This is a genomic window from Nonomuraea sp. NPDC000554, from assembly GCF_040300065.1.
Taxonomy (GTDB): Bacteria; Actinomycetota; Actinomycetes; order Streptosporangiales; family Streptosporangiaceae; genus Nonomuraea.
Genome location: NZ_JBEPDC010000038.1, coordinates 64,421 through 78,291 on the forward strand (window position 1 = coordinate 64,421; position 13,871 = coordinate 78,291).

A 13,871-nucleotide genomic window follows, 5' to 3' on the forward strand; every position below is an offset into this window, starting at 1 on the left:
CCCAGGGCGGCATCCGTGCAGGTCGCGCCGGCCGCCCCGGGCCGCCGGTGCGCCCGGCCGTACGCGCCTACGCCCTCCTGACCGGCTGGCGCAGCAGCGTGCGCGGCGACGGATCGTCCAGCGGCGTCAGATACACCTCATGGTGCGGACCGTTGCGCACCAGGCCCTCAGCGGCCATGAACTTCTCCATCACCTCCAACGACAGATGCTCCTCGCTGAACGGGCCCGCGTGCAGCAACTCCACGCACCACCCCTCGGTCTGCGTCACCACGCGAACCCGGTCCACCGCCGCCCCCGACGGGCGGGCAGCCTCCCGCGCCCGCTCCAACTCCCCCGCCTGCGGCACCCCGGCCAGCGGCAGCAGCAGATGCCAGCGCCACTCCTCGCGCGGCACCTGAAGCGGCGGACGCTCGTCCTCCACCCACCACAGACCCTCCAGCGGCCCCGCAGGGCCGCCCATCTGCGACACGACGGTGTACAAGGCGCGCATCGCCCCCAGATGCTCGGCCCCGCCCGGCTCACCGAGACCGGTGACGTTCAGACAGGTCACCGACGGCACCGTAATCAGTTCAGGAGTCATGACTGTTCCTCCAAAGGAATCATCAGATGAGTGACAAGCTGGTCAGGCGAGACAACGGCCGGATCCGACACGTACACCTCACGAATCGGGCCACCCAGCGGGTGATGCCGCTCGGCACACCAGGCCAGCACGGCGTGCGCGGTCAACGAGATCTGGTCGTAAGGCCCCACATGCGTCGCGCAGGCGAACGTCCCACCAGGCAGAACCTCCACCTCCGCGCCCCCGCCCGGGCACAGGACGCCTGGTTCGAGCACCACGGCGACCGCGATGTCGAACACGTCCCCCATATCGACGGGGAACAGCCCGATCAACTGCCTGCCGCCGACCTCGGCCATCAGCCGCGCCACGGCCGCCGAGGTCGCCCGCCCCACGTCATCCGGGCCCGCCGCCCGCCCACGCAGCACCGCCACGCGCCGCGCCGGCTCGGTGACGACGCGCACCTGCGCCGACGGCAGCCCCTCGGCCATCACCCGCTCCAGCGACGCCAGCGTCCGCTTCCTGCGCGTCAGCTCGGCCTCCAGCGAGGCACGCACCTCCCCCAGCGCGCCCGCCGTCCCCGACAGCACCTGACCGATCACCGCCAGCGGCACATCGAGCGAGCGCAACAACCCGATCGACAACGCCGCACGTGCCTGCGAGGCACGGTAATAGCGATAGCCCGTCTCGCCGTCAACGAAAGCGGGAGCCAGCAGGCCCAGCTCGTCGTAGTGCCGCAACTGCTTGACACTCAGACGGCTGAGCCGGGCGAACTGCCCGATCGGCAGCAGATCCTCGTCCACACCTCAAGCATGGGCTCTCCCACGAGGGGAGAGTCCAGCCGCGAACCCCTACGATGACCGCGAAGACCCGCGAGCCGATGTCCGGAACGCGTCCGCGGCCCCGACGTCTCTGATGACAGGCGCCCCCCACAGGAGCCCGCACAAAGGAGAGACACCATGAAGTACATGATCCTGACCTACGGGTCGCAGCAGGACTACGACGGCATGGCCGGCCAGGCCACCGGCAAACCCGCCTGGTCCGCCGAGGACTTCGCCGCGATGGGCGCCTTCATGGACTCCTTCAACAAGGACCTGGAAGAATCCGGCGAACTCGTCGAAACCCGAGCGCTGGCCGCCCCCGTCCACACCAGGAGAATCGGCTCCAAGGACGGCGTCCCCGTCGTTACCGACGGCCCCTACGCCGAAACCCAGGAAGTCCTGGCCGGCTACTGGATCGTCGAATGCGACAGCTTCGACCGCGCCACCGAGATCGCCGCCCGGCTCGGCGACTGCCCCGCCCCGCCCCACGTCACCACCACCGCCTACGCCGACATCAGGCCGATCGCCGAATCCCAGGCCGAACTCGAACTCTGAATGCCCGACACCGGCACCGACACCGACACCGAGGACCTGCTGCGCCGCCTCGCGCCGCAGGTCCTCGGCGCGGTCGTACGCCGCTACGGCAACTTCGACACCGCCGAAGACGCCACCCAGGAGGCACTCCTCGCCGCCGCCACCCAATGGCCCAAGGACGGCACCCCCGGCAACCCCCTGGCCTGGCTCATCACCGTCGCCTCACGCAGACTCACCGACCTGCTGCGCAGCGAACAGGCCCGCAGACGCCGCGAAGACACCGTCGCCAGCCGGACCCTGCCCGACCAGCGGCCGGCCCCCGCCGCCGACCAACCGGCAGCCGCCTCCGACGACACCCTCATCCTGCTGTTCATGTGCTGCCACCCCGCCCTGTCACCCGCCTCCCAGATCGCCCTCACCCTGCGCGCCGTCGGCGGCCTGACCACCGCGGAGATCGCCCGCGCCTTCCTCACCCCGGAAGCCACCATGACCCGGCGCATCACCCGCGCCAAACAACGCGTCAAAGACAGCGGCCTCCCCTTCGCCATGCCCACCGGCCCCCAACGCGCGCAGCGCCTCGACGCCGTCCTGCACGCCCTCTACCTGATCTTCAACGAGGGCTACGCCAGCACCTCAGGACCCAGCCTGCACCGCGCCGAACTGTCCACCGAAGCGATCCGCCTGGCCCGCGTCGTCCACCGGCTGCTGCCCGACGACGGCGAGACAACCGGGCTGCTCGCCCTCATGCTCCTCACCGACGCCCGCCGGCCCGCCCGCACCGGACCCGACGGCGAACTCATCCCCATGGCCGAACAGGACCGCACCCTCTGGAACACCGGCCACATCACCGAAGGCGTCAACCTCGTCACCCACGCCCTCTCCCACGGACCACCCGGCCCCTACCAGCTCCAAGCCGCGATCGCCGCACTCCACGACGAAGCACCCGACGCGGGCGCCACCGACTGGCCGCAGATCACCGCCCTGTACGAACTGCTCATGCGCCTGACCGACAACCCCATGGTCAAGCTCAACCACGCCGTCGCCGTCGCCATGACCCACGGCCCGCACGCCGGACTCACCCTGCTCGCACACCTCGACACCGACCAGCGCATCGCCACCGACCACCGCCTGCACGCCGTCCGCGCCCACCTGCTGGAAATGACCGGCGATCACGCCGCGGCCCGCGACTCCTACCAAGCGGCCGCCCGGCGCACCACCAACCTCCCCCAGCAGCGCTACCTGCACACCCGAGCCGCCCGCCTGACGTCACATCAGGCCGCAAGGCGCAACCATGAGCCGCCCGGCGTGCCAGGTGTCCAAACCGGCCGCGACGACCTAGAGTGACCCGTCGGCCCGCCCCAGGGGAGACGCGATGGACACCGGCACACCTGTCGCACCCGGACGGTTTCGCCGAGGCCCTGTGCGAGGTCCTCCACCACTGAACATGCGCTTGCAGGCATATAACCGATAGCGTATGTTCGGCCGTATGCGCTTCGACGTGCTCGCAGAGCCCGCACGACGGCAGATCCTCGACCTGCTGCTCGAACGCCCGCGCCTGGTCGGCGAACTCACCGACCGGCTCGGCCTCACCCAGCCCGGCACCTCCAAGCACCTGCGCGTCCTGCGCGAGGCCGGGCTGGTGACCGTCCGCAAGGACGCCCAGCGCCGCTGGTACGAACTGCGCCCGCAACCACTCGCCGAGATCGACGCCTGGCTCACCCCCTACCGGCGGCTGTGGGCAGACAGCCTCGACTCACTGGAACGCCACCTCGACACCATGGAGGACGAATGAACGAGAAACTCACCATCACCCCCGACGGCCGCACCACCCTGCACATGGAACGCCGCCTGCCCCACCCGCCCGCCAAGGTGTGGCGGGCCATCACCGAACCCGAGCACCTGGCCCGCTGGTTCCCCGCCGAGATGCGCATCGACGGCGACAAGGTCACCTACGGCTTCGGCCCCGACGGCGTGGTCACCCGCAACGACCCGCCCCGCGTCCTCGCCCACACCTGGGGCCAGGACGAACTGCGCTGGGAACTGCGCCCCGACGGCGACGGCACCGTCCTGATCTTCACCCACACCTTCGCCGACCGCTACGGCGCCGCCAGCTTCGCCGCCGGCTGGCACACCTGCATCGCCGGGCTCGGCGCCCTGCTCGCCGGCAGGCAGACCCGCACCCCGGCCGACACCGCGCACCTGCACGAGCACTACGTCGCGATCCTCGGCCTGACCTCCGGCGCCGTCAAGGACGGCGTCGTCCGGCTCGAACGCCAGCTCACCCGGCCCGCCGAAGACGTCTGGCGGGCCCTCGACGGCGACCAGGCCACCGTCGGCGCGCCACCGCCCGCCCCGTTCACCGTCCCGGGCCCGCCGGCCGGCCCGGTCACGCGCGCGGAAGCGGCCAAGCTCCTGGAGTACGGGACGCAGGACGGCACCGTGCACTGGGAGCTGACCGCAGGCACCGGCCACGGCGCCCGCCTGGTCATCACCCAGACCGGCGACCCGAGCACCCTGCCCGCCTGGCGCGCCCGCATCGAGGACCTGGCGGCGACCCTGGTCTCCTCGGAGTAGGGGTTGGAGGTGGTAAAAGGCGGGAGCTTACCCACCCACCGCCTTTACAAAGTAAATCACAATCGGAGGGCGGCGGCCGTCACGGCGCGGGCGCGGCGCGGGGACGTCAGCAGGTCGACCGAGTCCGACAGCTGGTCCACGCAGCCGGCCACCGGCAACTCCCTCACCACCGGGTCCGTCACCGGCGCCATCAGCGCGTCGGCGAACCGGTCGCCGCCGATCACCCGGAAGGGCCGGTCGTGGAAGGGCCGCACCCGCTCGTCCTGCCGCTCGGCCAGCGCCACCCGGTTCTGCAACGCCGCCACCCGCTCGTAGGCCGCCACCAGGCCCTCCTCCCGCTCCCGCCACGACCTGGCCGCCAGCGCCCGCGCCAGCCCCTGGCCCAGCTCCGTCGAACCCGGCATCCGCACCAGCGCGCTGCCCAGCCACTTGGCGTACGGGGGGTAGCGCCGGCGCAGCAGCAACGCCAGCCGCATCACCTCCCGTGCCAGCCGCGCCCCCACCACCGCCGAACCCAGCTCGTCGCCCACCTCGCCGCACCGCCCCGGGAACGGCTCCTCCTGGGCGATGCGGCGCCACTGGCAGGCCAGGACGTAACGCCACACGTCCTGCGGATACCAGCGCAGCGCCGCCCTCGCCGTCTCAAGGCCGCCCAGCCCGTCGTGGAACACCTCGCCACGCGTCACCTCGGCCAGCGCCTGCCACGGCACCGACAGCCAGTCCAGCAGCGACATCTGCCGGCGCGGGTCGAACCCGAGCCGCGCCACCAGCCACTCCCCCAGCTCGGCCACCACCACACCGGGACGCACCTCGCCGTGGTAGTCGAACACGGTCGCCAAACCCCGGAAGCGTCCGGGCAGCCCGGCGGCCACCTTCGCCTCCACCTCGGCCACCGCCCCCGGCTCCACGAACACCAGAACCCGCGGACCCCAGTCATGATCGGCCGAGCGGTCGGTGTCGAACTCCAGAACCTCCGAGCCCGGCCCGATCAGCGCGGCACTGTGCGGCACCCCGGACACCAGCGGGGACACCACCTCGGCGTAGAAGGCACGGGACAGATCAATACCAGGTACAAAATCGGACATCACACCGCCCACTGTGCCTGAGCCCCCCACGAACCTCACCCGGTTTTCCGGCCCTCGCCACAGACGAGCCCGCGGCACATGGCTCGTTCTCCAGCGGTCACGTGGTCAGCGCGTGAAGCCGGAGACGAGCCGGGTGATGCGCCCCTGGCGGGGGGCCAGCCAGTCGGCGATGTCGGCGACCACGGCCGGATCGACGTGCTGGGGCGAGTCGTAGTCCGCGGGCGTGGACGGGCCCGAGCCGGGAAAGAACAGGTGGTCGTCGGCGTCGTAGACGCGGATGGTGACGTCCGGCCGGTCGGCGAGACCCGCGCGCCACCGCGAGAGATCGTCGGCGACGGTCACCTGGTAGTCGCGGCCGCCCTGCAGGATGAGCATCGGCTTGTCCAGCGCCGCCGCGGCCGCCACGGGGTCGTAGCCGCGCAGATCCAGCCAGTACGCACCCGAATAGCCGAACAACAGTTCCGCGGCGGGCGTGCCGGGCGACAGGTCGGGGCTTTCGACCATCGCCGCCTGCCGCGTGATCATCTCGACGGCGGCCTGCGCGCCCGGGTCCAGCGAGGCGAGGTGGCGGACGACACGGACGGCGGCCTGGTGCATCGGCTGGGCGTCACCCGCCAGGAGCACCAGACCGGCCACCGACGGTTCGGCGGCGGCGACCCTCGGGGCGACCTTGCCGCCCATGCTGTGGCCGGCGACGTACACCCGCGCGGCATCGACGTCCGGATGGCGCTGGAGCAGGCGGACGGCGGCGACCGCGTGCGGGACGTACTCGTCCGACATCGTGAAGTCCTGCGCCAGCCGGTCGGCGTGGGCGTGGGTCACCTTGTCGAAGCGCAGCACCGCCACGCCCCGGCCGGCCAGCCCCCAGGCCAGGTCCTTGAGCGGCTTGTTGGGGCCGGCGGTCTCGTCGCGGTCGAACGGTCCGCCGCCGCTGAGCAACACCACGCCGGGACGCGGGCCGTGCCCGTGCGGCAGGCTCAACGTCCCGGGCACGGCCAGGTCGCCGGAGCCCACGGTGACGTCGTGCTCGTCGAACCTCTTGCGGCGGGCGTACGACGGCGGCGTCCAGGACGCGGTGCGCGCGGGCGCGAGCCGCAGGCCCTGCAGCAGGCCCGCCTCGTCGACCGACATGACCACCGTGAGCCCGTCGCGCTCGCACGTCACCGGGACGCTCACCCGGACCAGCCCCGTCTTGACCGGCTCGCTGACCGGCGTCCCGACCGCGGAGATCGGCCCGATCCTGGAGGTGCGGCCCTCCCATTCGACTCGCAGCGTCTCAGCGGACACCACCGCGCGCAGCGGCGGGGCGAACAACTCCTCGATGTCCGCGAAGCGTCCGTTCCGCGCCATCTCGACGACCGCCGTGGCGAGCGCCGCCGGGTCCCTTGTCATCCCGAGCGTCATCCCGAGCCCAACCTTTCTCATTTTTTGCGAACAGTAGCACAGCATGAGAAAGTTGGGTGGTGGACACCTTGAAGCTGCTGGAGCTGCTGGCACATCCGGTGCGGCTGCGGATCGTGCACGCGATGCGCGGAGGGCGCGCGCTCACCACCGCTCAGCTGTGCGCCCGGATCCCCGACGCCTCGAAGGCCATGCTCTACCGGCACGTCGACCTGCTCGCGGCCAGCGGAATCCTGGAGGTGGCCGACGAGAGGCGGGTACGTGGCGCGGTGGAACGCCGATACCGGCTACGCCTCGACCGGGTCGTCGTCGACGCCGACGCGGTCGCGTCCCTGTCGCCCGAGGACCACCAGCGCGTGTTCGCCACGTCCATGGCCGTCCTGGTCGCCGAGTTCAACGCCTACCTCGCCCGCGACAACGCCGACCCGGTGGCGGACCTCGTCGGCTACCGGCAGCACGCCGTCTGGCTCAACCGTGGCGAGCTGGAGGAGATGATCGGCGAGCTGCGCCGCGTGATCCTGCCCCGCCTGGCCAACCAGCCGGGGCAGGACCGCGCACAGTACCTGCTCAGCCCGATCTTCTTCCCGATCGAACAACCCCCCGCCGACCCCGGCACCGGGTGAGCGCACGGACGACCGCTTCCCGCCGTGGTCAGGGCCCAGCTCTCGGACGGACTCCCGGGGGCGGCTAGGTCGTAACGTGGCAGGCCAGGACGCGGCGGCGGCTGTAGCCGATCCGCTCATACACGGCGATCGCCGCGGAGTTGTCGTCGTCCACCATCAGCGCCGCCCGGCCGTGCGCGGCCACCAGCTCGCGCGACACCCACCGGCATACCCGCCCGGCCAGGCCCCGGCCCCGGAACGCGGCCGCGGTGGCCACCCCGGCCAGCAGCCCCACCGACGGGGCGCTCCACGCGTCGGCCGCCACCGCCGCCAGGCCGCCGCCGATCCGCAGCCCGGCCCAGCGGCTCACGCCCGCCGCGCCCGGCACCGCGTAGGAGTCGGGGGCGCCGGCCGCCAGCAACGCCGCGACCTCGGCGTCCGCGTCGCCGCCCAGCCAGCCGACAACGCCGCCACCCGTCTCGTCAACCGCCACGCCGGCGGGGGCGGCGGCGGGCACGTCGGCGGGGGCGGGCAGGACGCCGAGACTCATCCACGAGAACCCGCCGGCGACCTCGACGCCGTCAAACTCGGCCGCCACCTCGGCCATCAGGCCCGCCTCACCGAACGGGCGAAACGTCGGGCCGACCTCCGCCAGGGCATGCCGCACCAGCTCGACCGCGCAGGACGTACCGCCCCAGACCCCCAGCCGGTCACGGCGGGACGCGCCGGGCCCCGCCGCCACCACCGCGTCGCCCAGCGCCCACGCCCGCGCGCCGCCCGACAGCCGCTGCGCCGCCCACACGAGCAGGTCGTCGTCGCCGCCCGCGGCCCGCACCTCATCCAGCGTTAACAGCTCTCTGATCACAGAATCGCGCCCGGGCGGTAGGCGGCCGCCTCCGGGTGCGCCGCGACGACCTCGCCCACCTGCTGCGAGACCGCCTCCACCTGATCGGCCGCCGCGCCGGTGAACGACACCCGATCCGCCAGCAGCGCCTCCAGCCGGTCGCGATCCAGCGGGAACCGCTCGTCGGCCGCCAGCCGGTCCAGCAGCTCGTTGGACGCGCCACGCGAACGCATCGCCAGCGCCGCGCCCACCGCGTGCTCCTTGATCAGCTCGTGCGCCTGCTCGCGGCCCATCCCCTCCCGGACCGAGGCCATCAGCATCTTCGTCGTCGCCAGGAACGGCAGGTAGCGGTCCAGCTCGGCCGAGATCACCGCCGGGAACGCGCCGAACTCGTCCAGCACCGTCAGCATGGTCTCCACCAGCCCGTCGAAGGCGAAGAACGCGTCCGGCAGCGCCACCCGGCGCACCACCGAGCACGACACGTCGCCCTCGTTCCACTGGTCGCCCGCCAGCTCGCCCACCATCGAGGCGTAACCCCGCAGCACCACTGTCAGGCCGTTGACCCGCTCGCACGAGCGGGTGTTCATCTTGTGCGGCATCGCCGACGAGCCGACCTGCCCCTCCTTGAACCCCTCGGTCACCAGCTCGTGCCCGGCCATCAGCCGGATCGTCTTGGCCAGCGACGACGGCGAGGCCGCCAGCTGCACCAGCGCGGTGACCACCTCGAAGTCGAGCGAGCGCGGATACACCTGCCCCACGCTGGTGAAGCGGCGCGAGAACCCCAGATGGCCGGCCACCCGGCCCTCCAGCTCGTCGAGCTTGCCGCGGTCGCCGCCCAGCAGGTCCAGCATGTCCTGGGCGGTGCCGACCGGGCCCTTGACGCCGCGCAGCGGGTAACGGGCGATCAGCTCCTCCAGCCGCCGGTAGGCCACCAGCAGCTCATCGGCCGCCGAGGCGAACCGCTTGCCCAGCGTCGTCGCCTGCGCGGCCACGTTGTGCGAGCGGCCCGCCACCACCGTGGCCTCGTGCTCCTCGGCCAAGGTCGCCAGCCTGGCCAGCAACGCCACCACCCGGTCACGCACCAGCAGCAGGCTGTCGCGCACCTGCAGCTGCTCCACGTTCTCCGTCAGGTCACGCGAGGTCATCCCCTTGTGCACCTGCTCGTGCCCGGCCAGCGCGTTGAACTCCTCGATGCGCGCCTTCACGTCGTGGCGCGTCACCCGCTCACGCGCCGCGATGGAGGCCAGATCGACCTGCTCGACCACCTTCTCGTAGGCGCCGATCGCGCCCTCGGGCACCGCGACGCCCAGCTCGGCCTGTGCTCGCAGCACCGCCAGCCACAACCGCCGCTCGGCGATCACCTTGTGCTCGGGGGACCACAGCCGGGCCAGCTCGGGCGAGGCGTAGCGGGCGGCCAGGACGTCAGGGATATGCGGCTTGGAAGTCACGTCGGACAAGTCTATTCACCCTGGTCCACCTGCCCGCAGACCGGGCGGGCCGGGGCGCGTGTCCTCGGCCCGCCGGCGGGCGGAACGCGGAAGCCCCGGCGGGCGGCCGGGGCTTCCTTCCCTCATCTCACGCCGGATGACCGGCCAGATCCGCTCGTCCCTCAGCGTCGGCATCCGGACGGACGCCCTCGCCGCCATCGGGGCGGTTGCGGCGCAAACGCTGACCCGTCCTCGCCACGAAGACGTAGAGGGTCGGGACGAGCACCAGCGTCAGCAGCGTCGAGGAGATCAGCCCGCCGATCACCACGATCGCCAGCGGCTGCGAGATGAACCCGCCCGAACCGGTCACTCCGAGCGCCATCGGCGTCAACGCGCAGATCGTGGCCACCGCGGTCATCAGGATCGGCCGCAGCCTGCGCCTGCCGCCCTCGATCACCGCCTCCACCACGTCCATGCCCTGGTCCCGGTACTGGTTGATCAGGTCGATGAGCACGATCGCGTTCGTCACCACGATGCCGATCAGCATCAGCATGCCGATCAGCGCCGGGACGCCCATCGCCGTGTCCGTCGCCACCAGCAGGCCGACCGCGCCCGTCGCCGCGAACGGGATCGACACCAGCAGGATCAGCGGCTGCACGAAGCTGCGGAACGTCGCCACCATGATCATGAAGACGATCGCGATCGCCGCCAGCATCGCCAGGCCCAGGTCGGAGAACGCCTGCGCCTGGTCGGCCGAGGCGCCGCCGATCTTGTACGAGGCGCCCGCCGACAGGGTCACCCCGTTCAGCTTCGTGGTCAGGGTCTGGGTGACACTGCCCAGGTCGCTGCCGGTCGCCTTGGCCGACACCGTGGCCGAACGGTCGCCGTCGATGCGGGTCACCTGCGTCGGGCCGGCCACCTGCTCCACGTCGGCCACCGACGACAGCTTCACCGTCCCCGTCGCCGTCGCCAGCTTCAGCTTCTCGATCGCCGCCACGTCGCCAGGCGCGTCGCCGCCGCGCAGCACCACGTCGCTGGCCCGGCCGTCCAGCGTGATCTGGCCCAGCGACGCGCCGCGGAACGCCTGCGCCACCGCCTGCCCGACCTGCGCCTCCGACAGGCCCTTGGCCGCCGCCTTCTCCCGGTCGACCCGCACCTCGATCCGCGGCGCGCTCGCCTCCAGGTTGGACGACAGGTCCCGCAGCCCCGGCACCTCGCCCATCGCGGCCTTGACCGCGTCGGCCGCGATCTTCAGCGACTCGTTGTCGGGCGCGCGCACGATCACGTCGATCGTGTCGGAGGAGAACCCGCCGCCCCCGCCACCGCCGACCGTGACCTCGCCGACCCCCGACAGGGTGGCCAGCTTGTCACGCAGCGCCTGCTCCAGCCGCGGCGTCTCGACGCCGTCCTTGACGGTGACCGAGTAGGACGCGCGGTCCGTGCTGCCGCCGACACCGCCCTGCATCGCGTTGCCGCCGCCCACGTTCACCTGGTACGACTCCACGCCGTCCAGGCCCGACAGCGCGTCCTCGACCTTCTTGGCCGCCTTGTCGGTGGTGGCCAGGTCGGTGCCGACCGGCATCTTCTGGGTCATCGAGATCGTGTTCTGCCCGGTGGAGTCCAGGAAGTTGGTCTGCAGCCGGCCCGCCAGCCCCATCGTGCCGACGAACACCGCCAGCCCGATCAGCACCGTCACCAGCTTGAACCGGGTCGCGAAACGCAGCACCGGCAGGTAGGCGCGCTGCAACGGGCTGCGCAGCTCCTTGGCCTCGGCCGCCTCACGCTGCGCCCGCGCCTGCTCGGGCGTCAGACTCGGCGCCTTGAGGAACCAGTACGCCAGGACCGGCACCACCGTCAGCGACACCACCAGCGAGGCCAGCAACGCCACCGACACCGTGATCGCGAACGGGCTGAACAGCTCGCCCACCATGCCGCCGACCACCGCGATCGGCGCGAACACCGCCACCGTCGTCAGCGTGGACGCCGTCACCGCGCCCGACACCTCGCGCACCGCCGACAGGATCGCCGTCCGCTTGGCCTCGCCGTAGCCGAGATGGCGTTTGATGTTCTCCAGGACCACGATCGAGTCGTCCACCACCCGGCCCACCGCGATCGTCAGCGCGCCCAGCGTGAGCATGTTGAGTGAGTAGTCGCCCGCCCACAGCACGATCAGCGCGATCACCAGCGACAGCGGGATCGACACCGCCGTCACCAGCGTCGAGCGCACCGACAGCAGGAACACCAGGATCACCAGCACCGCGAACGCCAGGCCGAGCAGGCCCTCCGTGGTGAGGCTCTCGATCGACTTCTCCACATACGGCGCCTGGTCGAAGACGACCTCCACCGCCGTGTCGGAGGAGTCGCCCAGCTGCTTGGTCAGCTCGGGCAGCTTCTCGCGCACCTGGTGGGAGATCGTCACCGCGTTGCCGTCGGGCGTCATCGTGATCGACACGCCCAGGCTGGACTTGCCGTCGGTACGGGTGATCGTCGTCGGGTCGGCCAGGCCGCGCTCGATCGTGGCGACGTCCCCCAGCTTGACCGGCTTGAGCGGCTTGGGCTTCACCACCGCCTGCGGCACGCCCGGCTGCCCGGACTGCGGCCGCTGCCCGGTCTGGGGGCGGCCCTGTGGCTGAGCCGTCTGGGGCTGTGCGGTCTGGGGTGGGGCCTGCGGCTGGGTGGGGGTGAGGTAGAGGCTCTTCAGCTTGGCGACCGAGTCGACCCGCTGGCCCACCTGCACCGTCAGCGACCTGCTGTCAGAGGTCAGGGTGCCCGCCGGGATCGGCGTTCCGTTCGCCTTCAGCACGTCGGGGATCTGCGTCGGCGACACCCCCGCCTTGGCCATCTTCTTCTCGTCCGGCGTGATCGTGACGACCTCGTCACGGGTGCCCGTGACCGTCGCCTCCCGCACGCCCTTGACGCCCTGCAATTCCGGCAGCATGATGCGGCGCAGCTTGTCGGCCATCGCCCGCTCGTCGCCGCCGTCGCCCACCGCCAGCACCAGTACCGGGATGTCGTCGGTGTTGCCCGCCACCACCTGCGGGTCGACGTTGGCGGGCAGCTGCGCCTGGATCCGGCTCACCGCCTGCTGCATCTTGCTGACCGACGACTCGATGTCGGTGCCGTACTCGAAGGCCACCTGGATCTGCGCCAGGCCCTCCTTCGAGGTCGAGGTCATCTGCTCCATGCCGGCAAGGCCCTGGAAGGAGTCCTCGAGCGGTTTGGTGACCTGGTCCTCCACGATCTCCGGCGACGCACCGGGGTACGGCGCGATCACGAAGGCGCCCGGGAACGCCAGCGACGGCAACAACTGCTGTTTCAACTGCGGGATCGTGAACGCGCCGAACGCGCTGAGCACGACCGCGACCAGGATCACAAGGCTGCGGTTGGCAAGGCTCAACCGGGCGAAAGCGGTCATGGAGGTCCCTTTCAAGAGTTCGGCCCAGACTAACACTTCGCCTTGCACGAATATTTAACTCACCTTGGCATTCCTGATAACCTTCTCAGGAAGCGAGAGGTGAGTGTGGACGACGAACGCGACGACCTGATCCAACGGATCACCGAAACCCAGCGTGACCTCGGCCGGGCCTTCGCCAGGCACCCCTCGCCCCTGTTCACCTCCAACCTGACCATGCGGCAACTCAAGGTCGTCATGCTGCTGTCACTCAACGGCTCGGCCTCCGGCCAGGACCTCGCCCAGGACCTCGGCGTCGGCCTCGGCACGGTCACCGGCATCGTCGACAGGCTCGTCACCGCCGGCCTCGTCAGTCGGCACGAGGACCCGCACGACCGGCGCGTGCGCCGCGTGGAACTCACCGGCGCCGGCGCCAAGCTGGTCGAGGAGATCCAGGACGCCGGCCTGCAGCAGTACCGCCGCATCGTCGCGCACCTCGACACCGAGACGCTGCGCGCGCTGGAACTCGTCACCCGCCGCATCCGCGCCGTCGCCGACGAGCTGTTCAACCCCTGACCCGGGCGAGTCGGACGACCTGCTTCCCCCGCCGCCCACCGGCCTCCAGGGCCCGGTGGG

13 protein-coding genes are annotated in these 13,871 nt (G+C 71.6%); 6 read left to right on the top strand and 7 right to left on the bottom strand.

Annotated features, from left to right (window positions below; translation table 11 throughout):
• Positions 1-67: 67 nt before the first annotated feature.
• Both ABT294_RS45040 and ABT294_RS45045 read right to left on the bottom strand, forming a co-directional pair.
• Entirely contained in the window at positions 68-580 is a 513-nt protein-coding gene (locus tag ABT294_RS45040; RefSeq protein ID WP_350812646.1) for a hypothetical protein, read from the bottom strand.
• On the bottom strand, positions 577-1,359 hold the full coding sequence (locus ABT294_RS45045) for a MerR family transcriptional regulator (RefSeq protein WP_350812647.1): 783 nt from the start codon (positions 1,357-1,359) through the stop codon (positions 577-579). The genes ABT294_RS45040 and ABT294_RS45045 overlap by 4 nt, the downstream gene beginning before the upstream one ends.
• Before the next feature lie 156 nt (positions 1,360-1,515).
• Here ABT294_RS45045 and ABT294_RS45050 point away from each other — a divergent pair, with 156 nt between their 5' ends.
• The 4 genes from ABT294_RS45050 (at position 1,516) to ABT294_RS45065 (ending at position 4,485) form a co-directional block, all read left to right on the top strand.
• Positions 1,516-1,932: a YciI family protein gene (locus ABT294_RS45050; protein ID WP_350812648.1), complete on the top strand. Its 417-nt coding sequence runs from the start codon at positions 1,516-1,518 to the stop codon at positions 1,930-1,932.
• Positions 1,933-3,255 (top strand): RNA polymerase sigma factor, encoded by a 1,323-nt coding sequence (locus ABT294_RS45055; RefSeq protein ID WP_350812649.1) that lies wholly within the window; start codon positions 1,933-1,935, stop codon positions 3,253-3,255.
• Between the two features lie 142 nt (positions 3,256-3,397).
• On the top strand, positions 3,398-3,703 hold the full coding sequence (locus ABT294_RS45060; protein WP_350812650.1) for an ArsR/SmtB family transcription factor: 306 nt from the start codon (positions 3,398-3,400) through the stop codon (positions 3,701-3,703).
• A complete protein-coding gene (locus ABT294_RS45065; RefSeq protein ID WP_350812651.1) occupies positions 3,700-4,485 on the top strand; it encodes an SRPBCC family protein in 786 nt (261 codons plus the stop codon). The genes ABT294_RS45060 and ABT294_RS45065 overlap by 4 nt, the downstream gene beginning before the upstream one ends.
• Positions 4,486-4,541: 56 nt before the next feature.
• Here ABT294_RS45065 and ABT294_RS45070 read toward each other — a convergent pair whose 3' ends face one another.
• Both ABT294_RS45070 and ABT294_RS45075 read right to left on the bottom strand, forming a co-directional pair.
• The gene (locus ABT294_RS45070) at positions 4,542-5,570 is read right to left on the bottom strand and encodes a DUF4037 domain-containing protein (RefSeq protein ID WP_350812652.1); all 1,029 of its coding nucleotides are present in this window, start codon (positions 5,568-5,570) and stop codon (positions 4,542-4,544) included.
• A 105-nt stretch (positions 5,571-5,675) separates the two neighbouring features.
• A complete protein-coding gene (locus tag ABT294_RS45075) occupies positions 5,676-6,962 on the bottom strand; it encodes an alpha/beta hydrolase (protein ID WP_350812653.1) in 1,287 nt (428 codons plus the stop codon).
• A 71-nt stretch (positions 6,963-7,033) separates the two neighbouring features.
• Between ABT294_RS45075 and ABT294_RS45080 the strand changes: the two genes are divergently transcribed.
• Complete coding sequence (locus tag ABT294_RS45080) at positions 7,034-7,594, top strand: helix-turn-helix domain-containing protein (RefSeq protein WP_350812654.1); 561 nt, start codon at positions 7,034-7,036, stop codon at positions 7,592-7,594.
• 64 nt (positions 7,595-7,658) lie between these two features.
• On the opposite strand, the gene ABT294_RS45085 is transcribed toward ABT294_RS45080, so the two are convergent.
• The 3 genes from ABT294_RS45085 to ABT294_RS45095 all read right to left on the bottom strand — a co-directional run bounded on the left by ABT294_RS45085 (position 7,659) and on the right by ABT294_RS45095 (position 13,259).
• On the bottom strand, positions 7,659-8,438 hold the full coding sequence (locus tag ABT294_RS45085) for a GNAT family N-acetyltransferase (RefSeq protein ID WP_350812655.1): 780 nt from the start codon (positions 8,436-8,438) through the stop codon (positions 7,659-7,661).
• Positions 8,435-9,865 carry an adenylosuccinate lyase gene (purB, locus tag ABT294_RS45090; protein WP_350812656.1) on the bottom strand — a complete coding sequence of 477 codons (1,431 nt, stop codon included), beginning with the start codon at positions 9,863-9,865 and terminating at the stop codon, positions 8,435-8,437. Before purB ends, ABT294_RS45085 begins: the two co-directional genes overlap by 4 nt.
• A gap of 127 nt (positions 9,866-9,992) precedes the next feature.
• Positions 9,993-13,259 (bottom strand): efflux RND transporter permease subunit, encoded by a 3,267-nt coding sequence (locus tag ABT294_RS45095; protein ID WP_350812657.1) that lies wholly within the window; start codon positions 13,257-13,259, stop codon positions 9,993-9,995.
• A gap of 99 nt (positions 13,260-13,358) precedes the next feature.
• On the opposite strand from ABT294_RS45095, the gene ABT294_RS45100 reads away from it, so the two are divergent.
• Positions 13,359-13,811 (top strand): MarR family winged helix-turn-helix transcriptional regulator, encoded by a 453-nt coding sequence (locus ABT294_RS45100; protein WP_350812658.1) that lies wholly within the window; start codon positions 13,359-13,361, stop codon positions 13,809-13,811.
• The last annotated feature ends 60 nt before the right edge of the window (positions 13,812-13,871 follow it).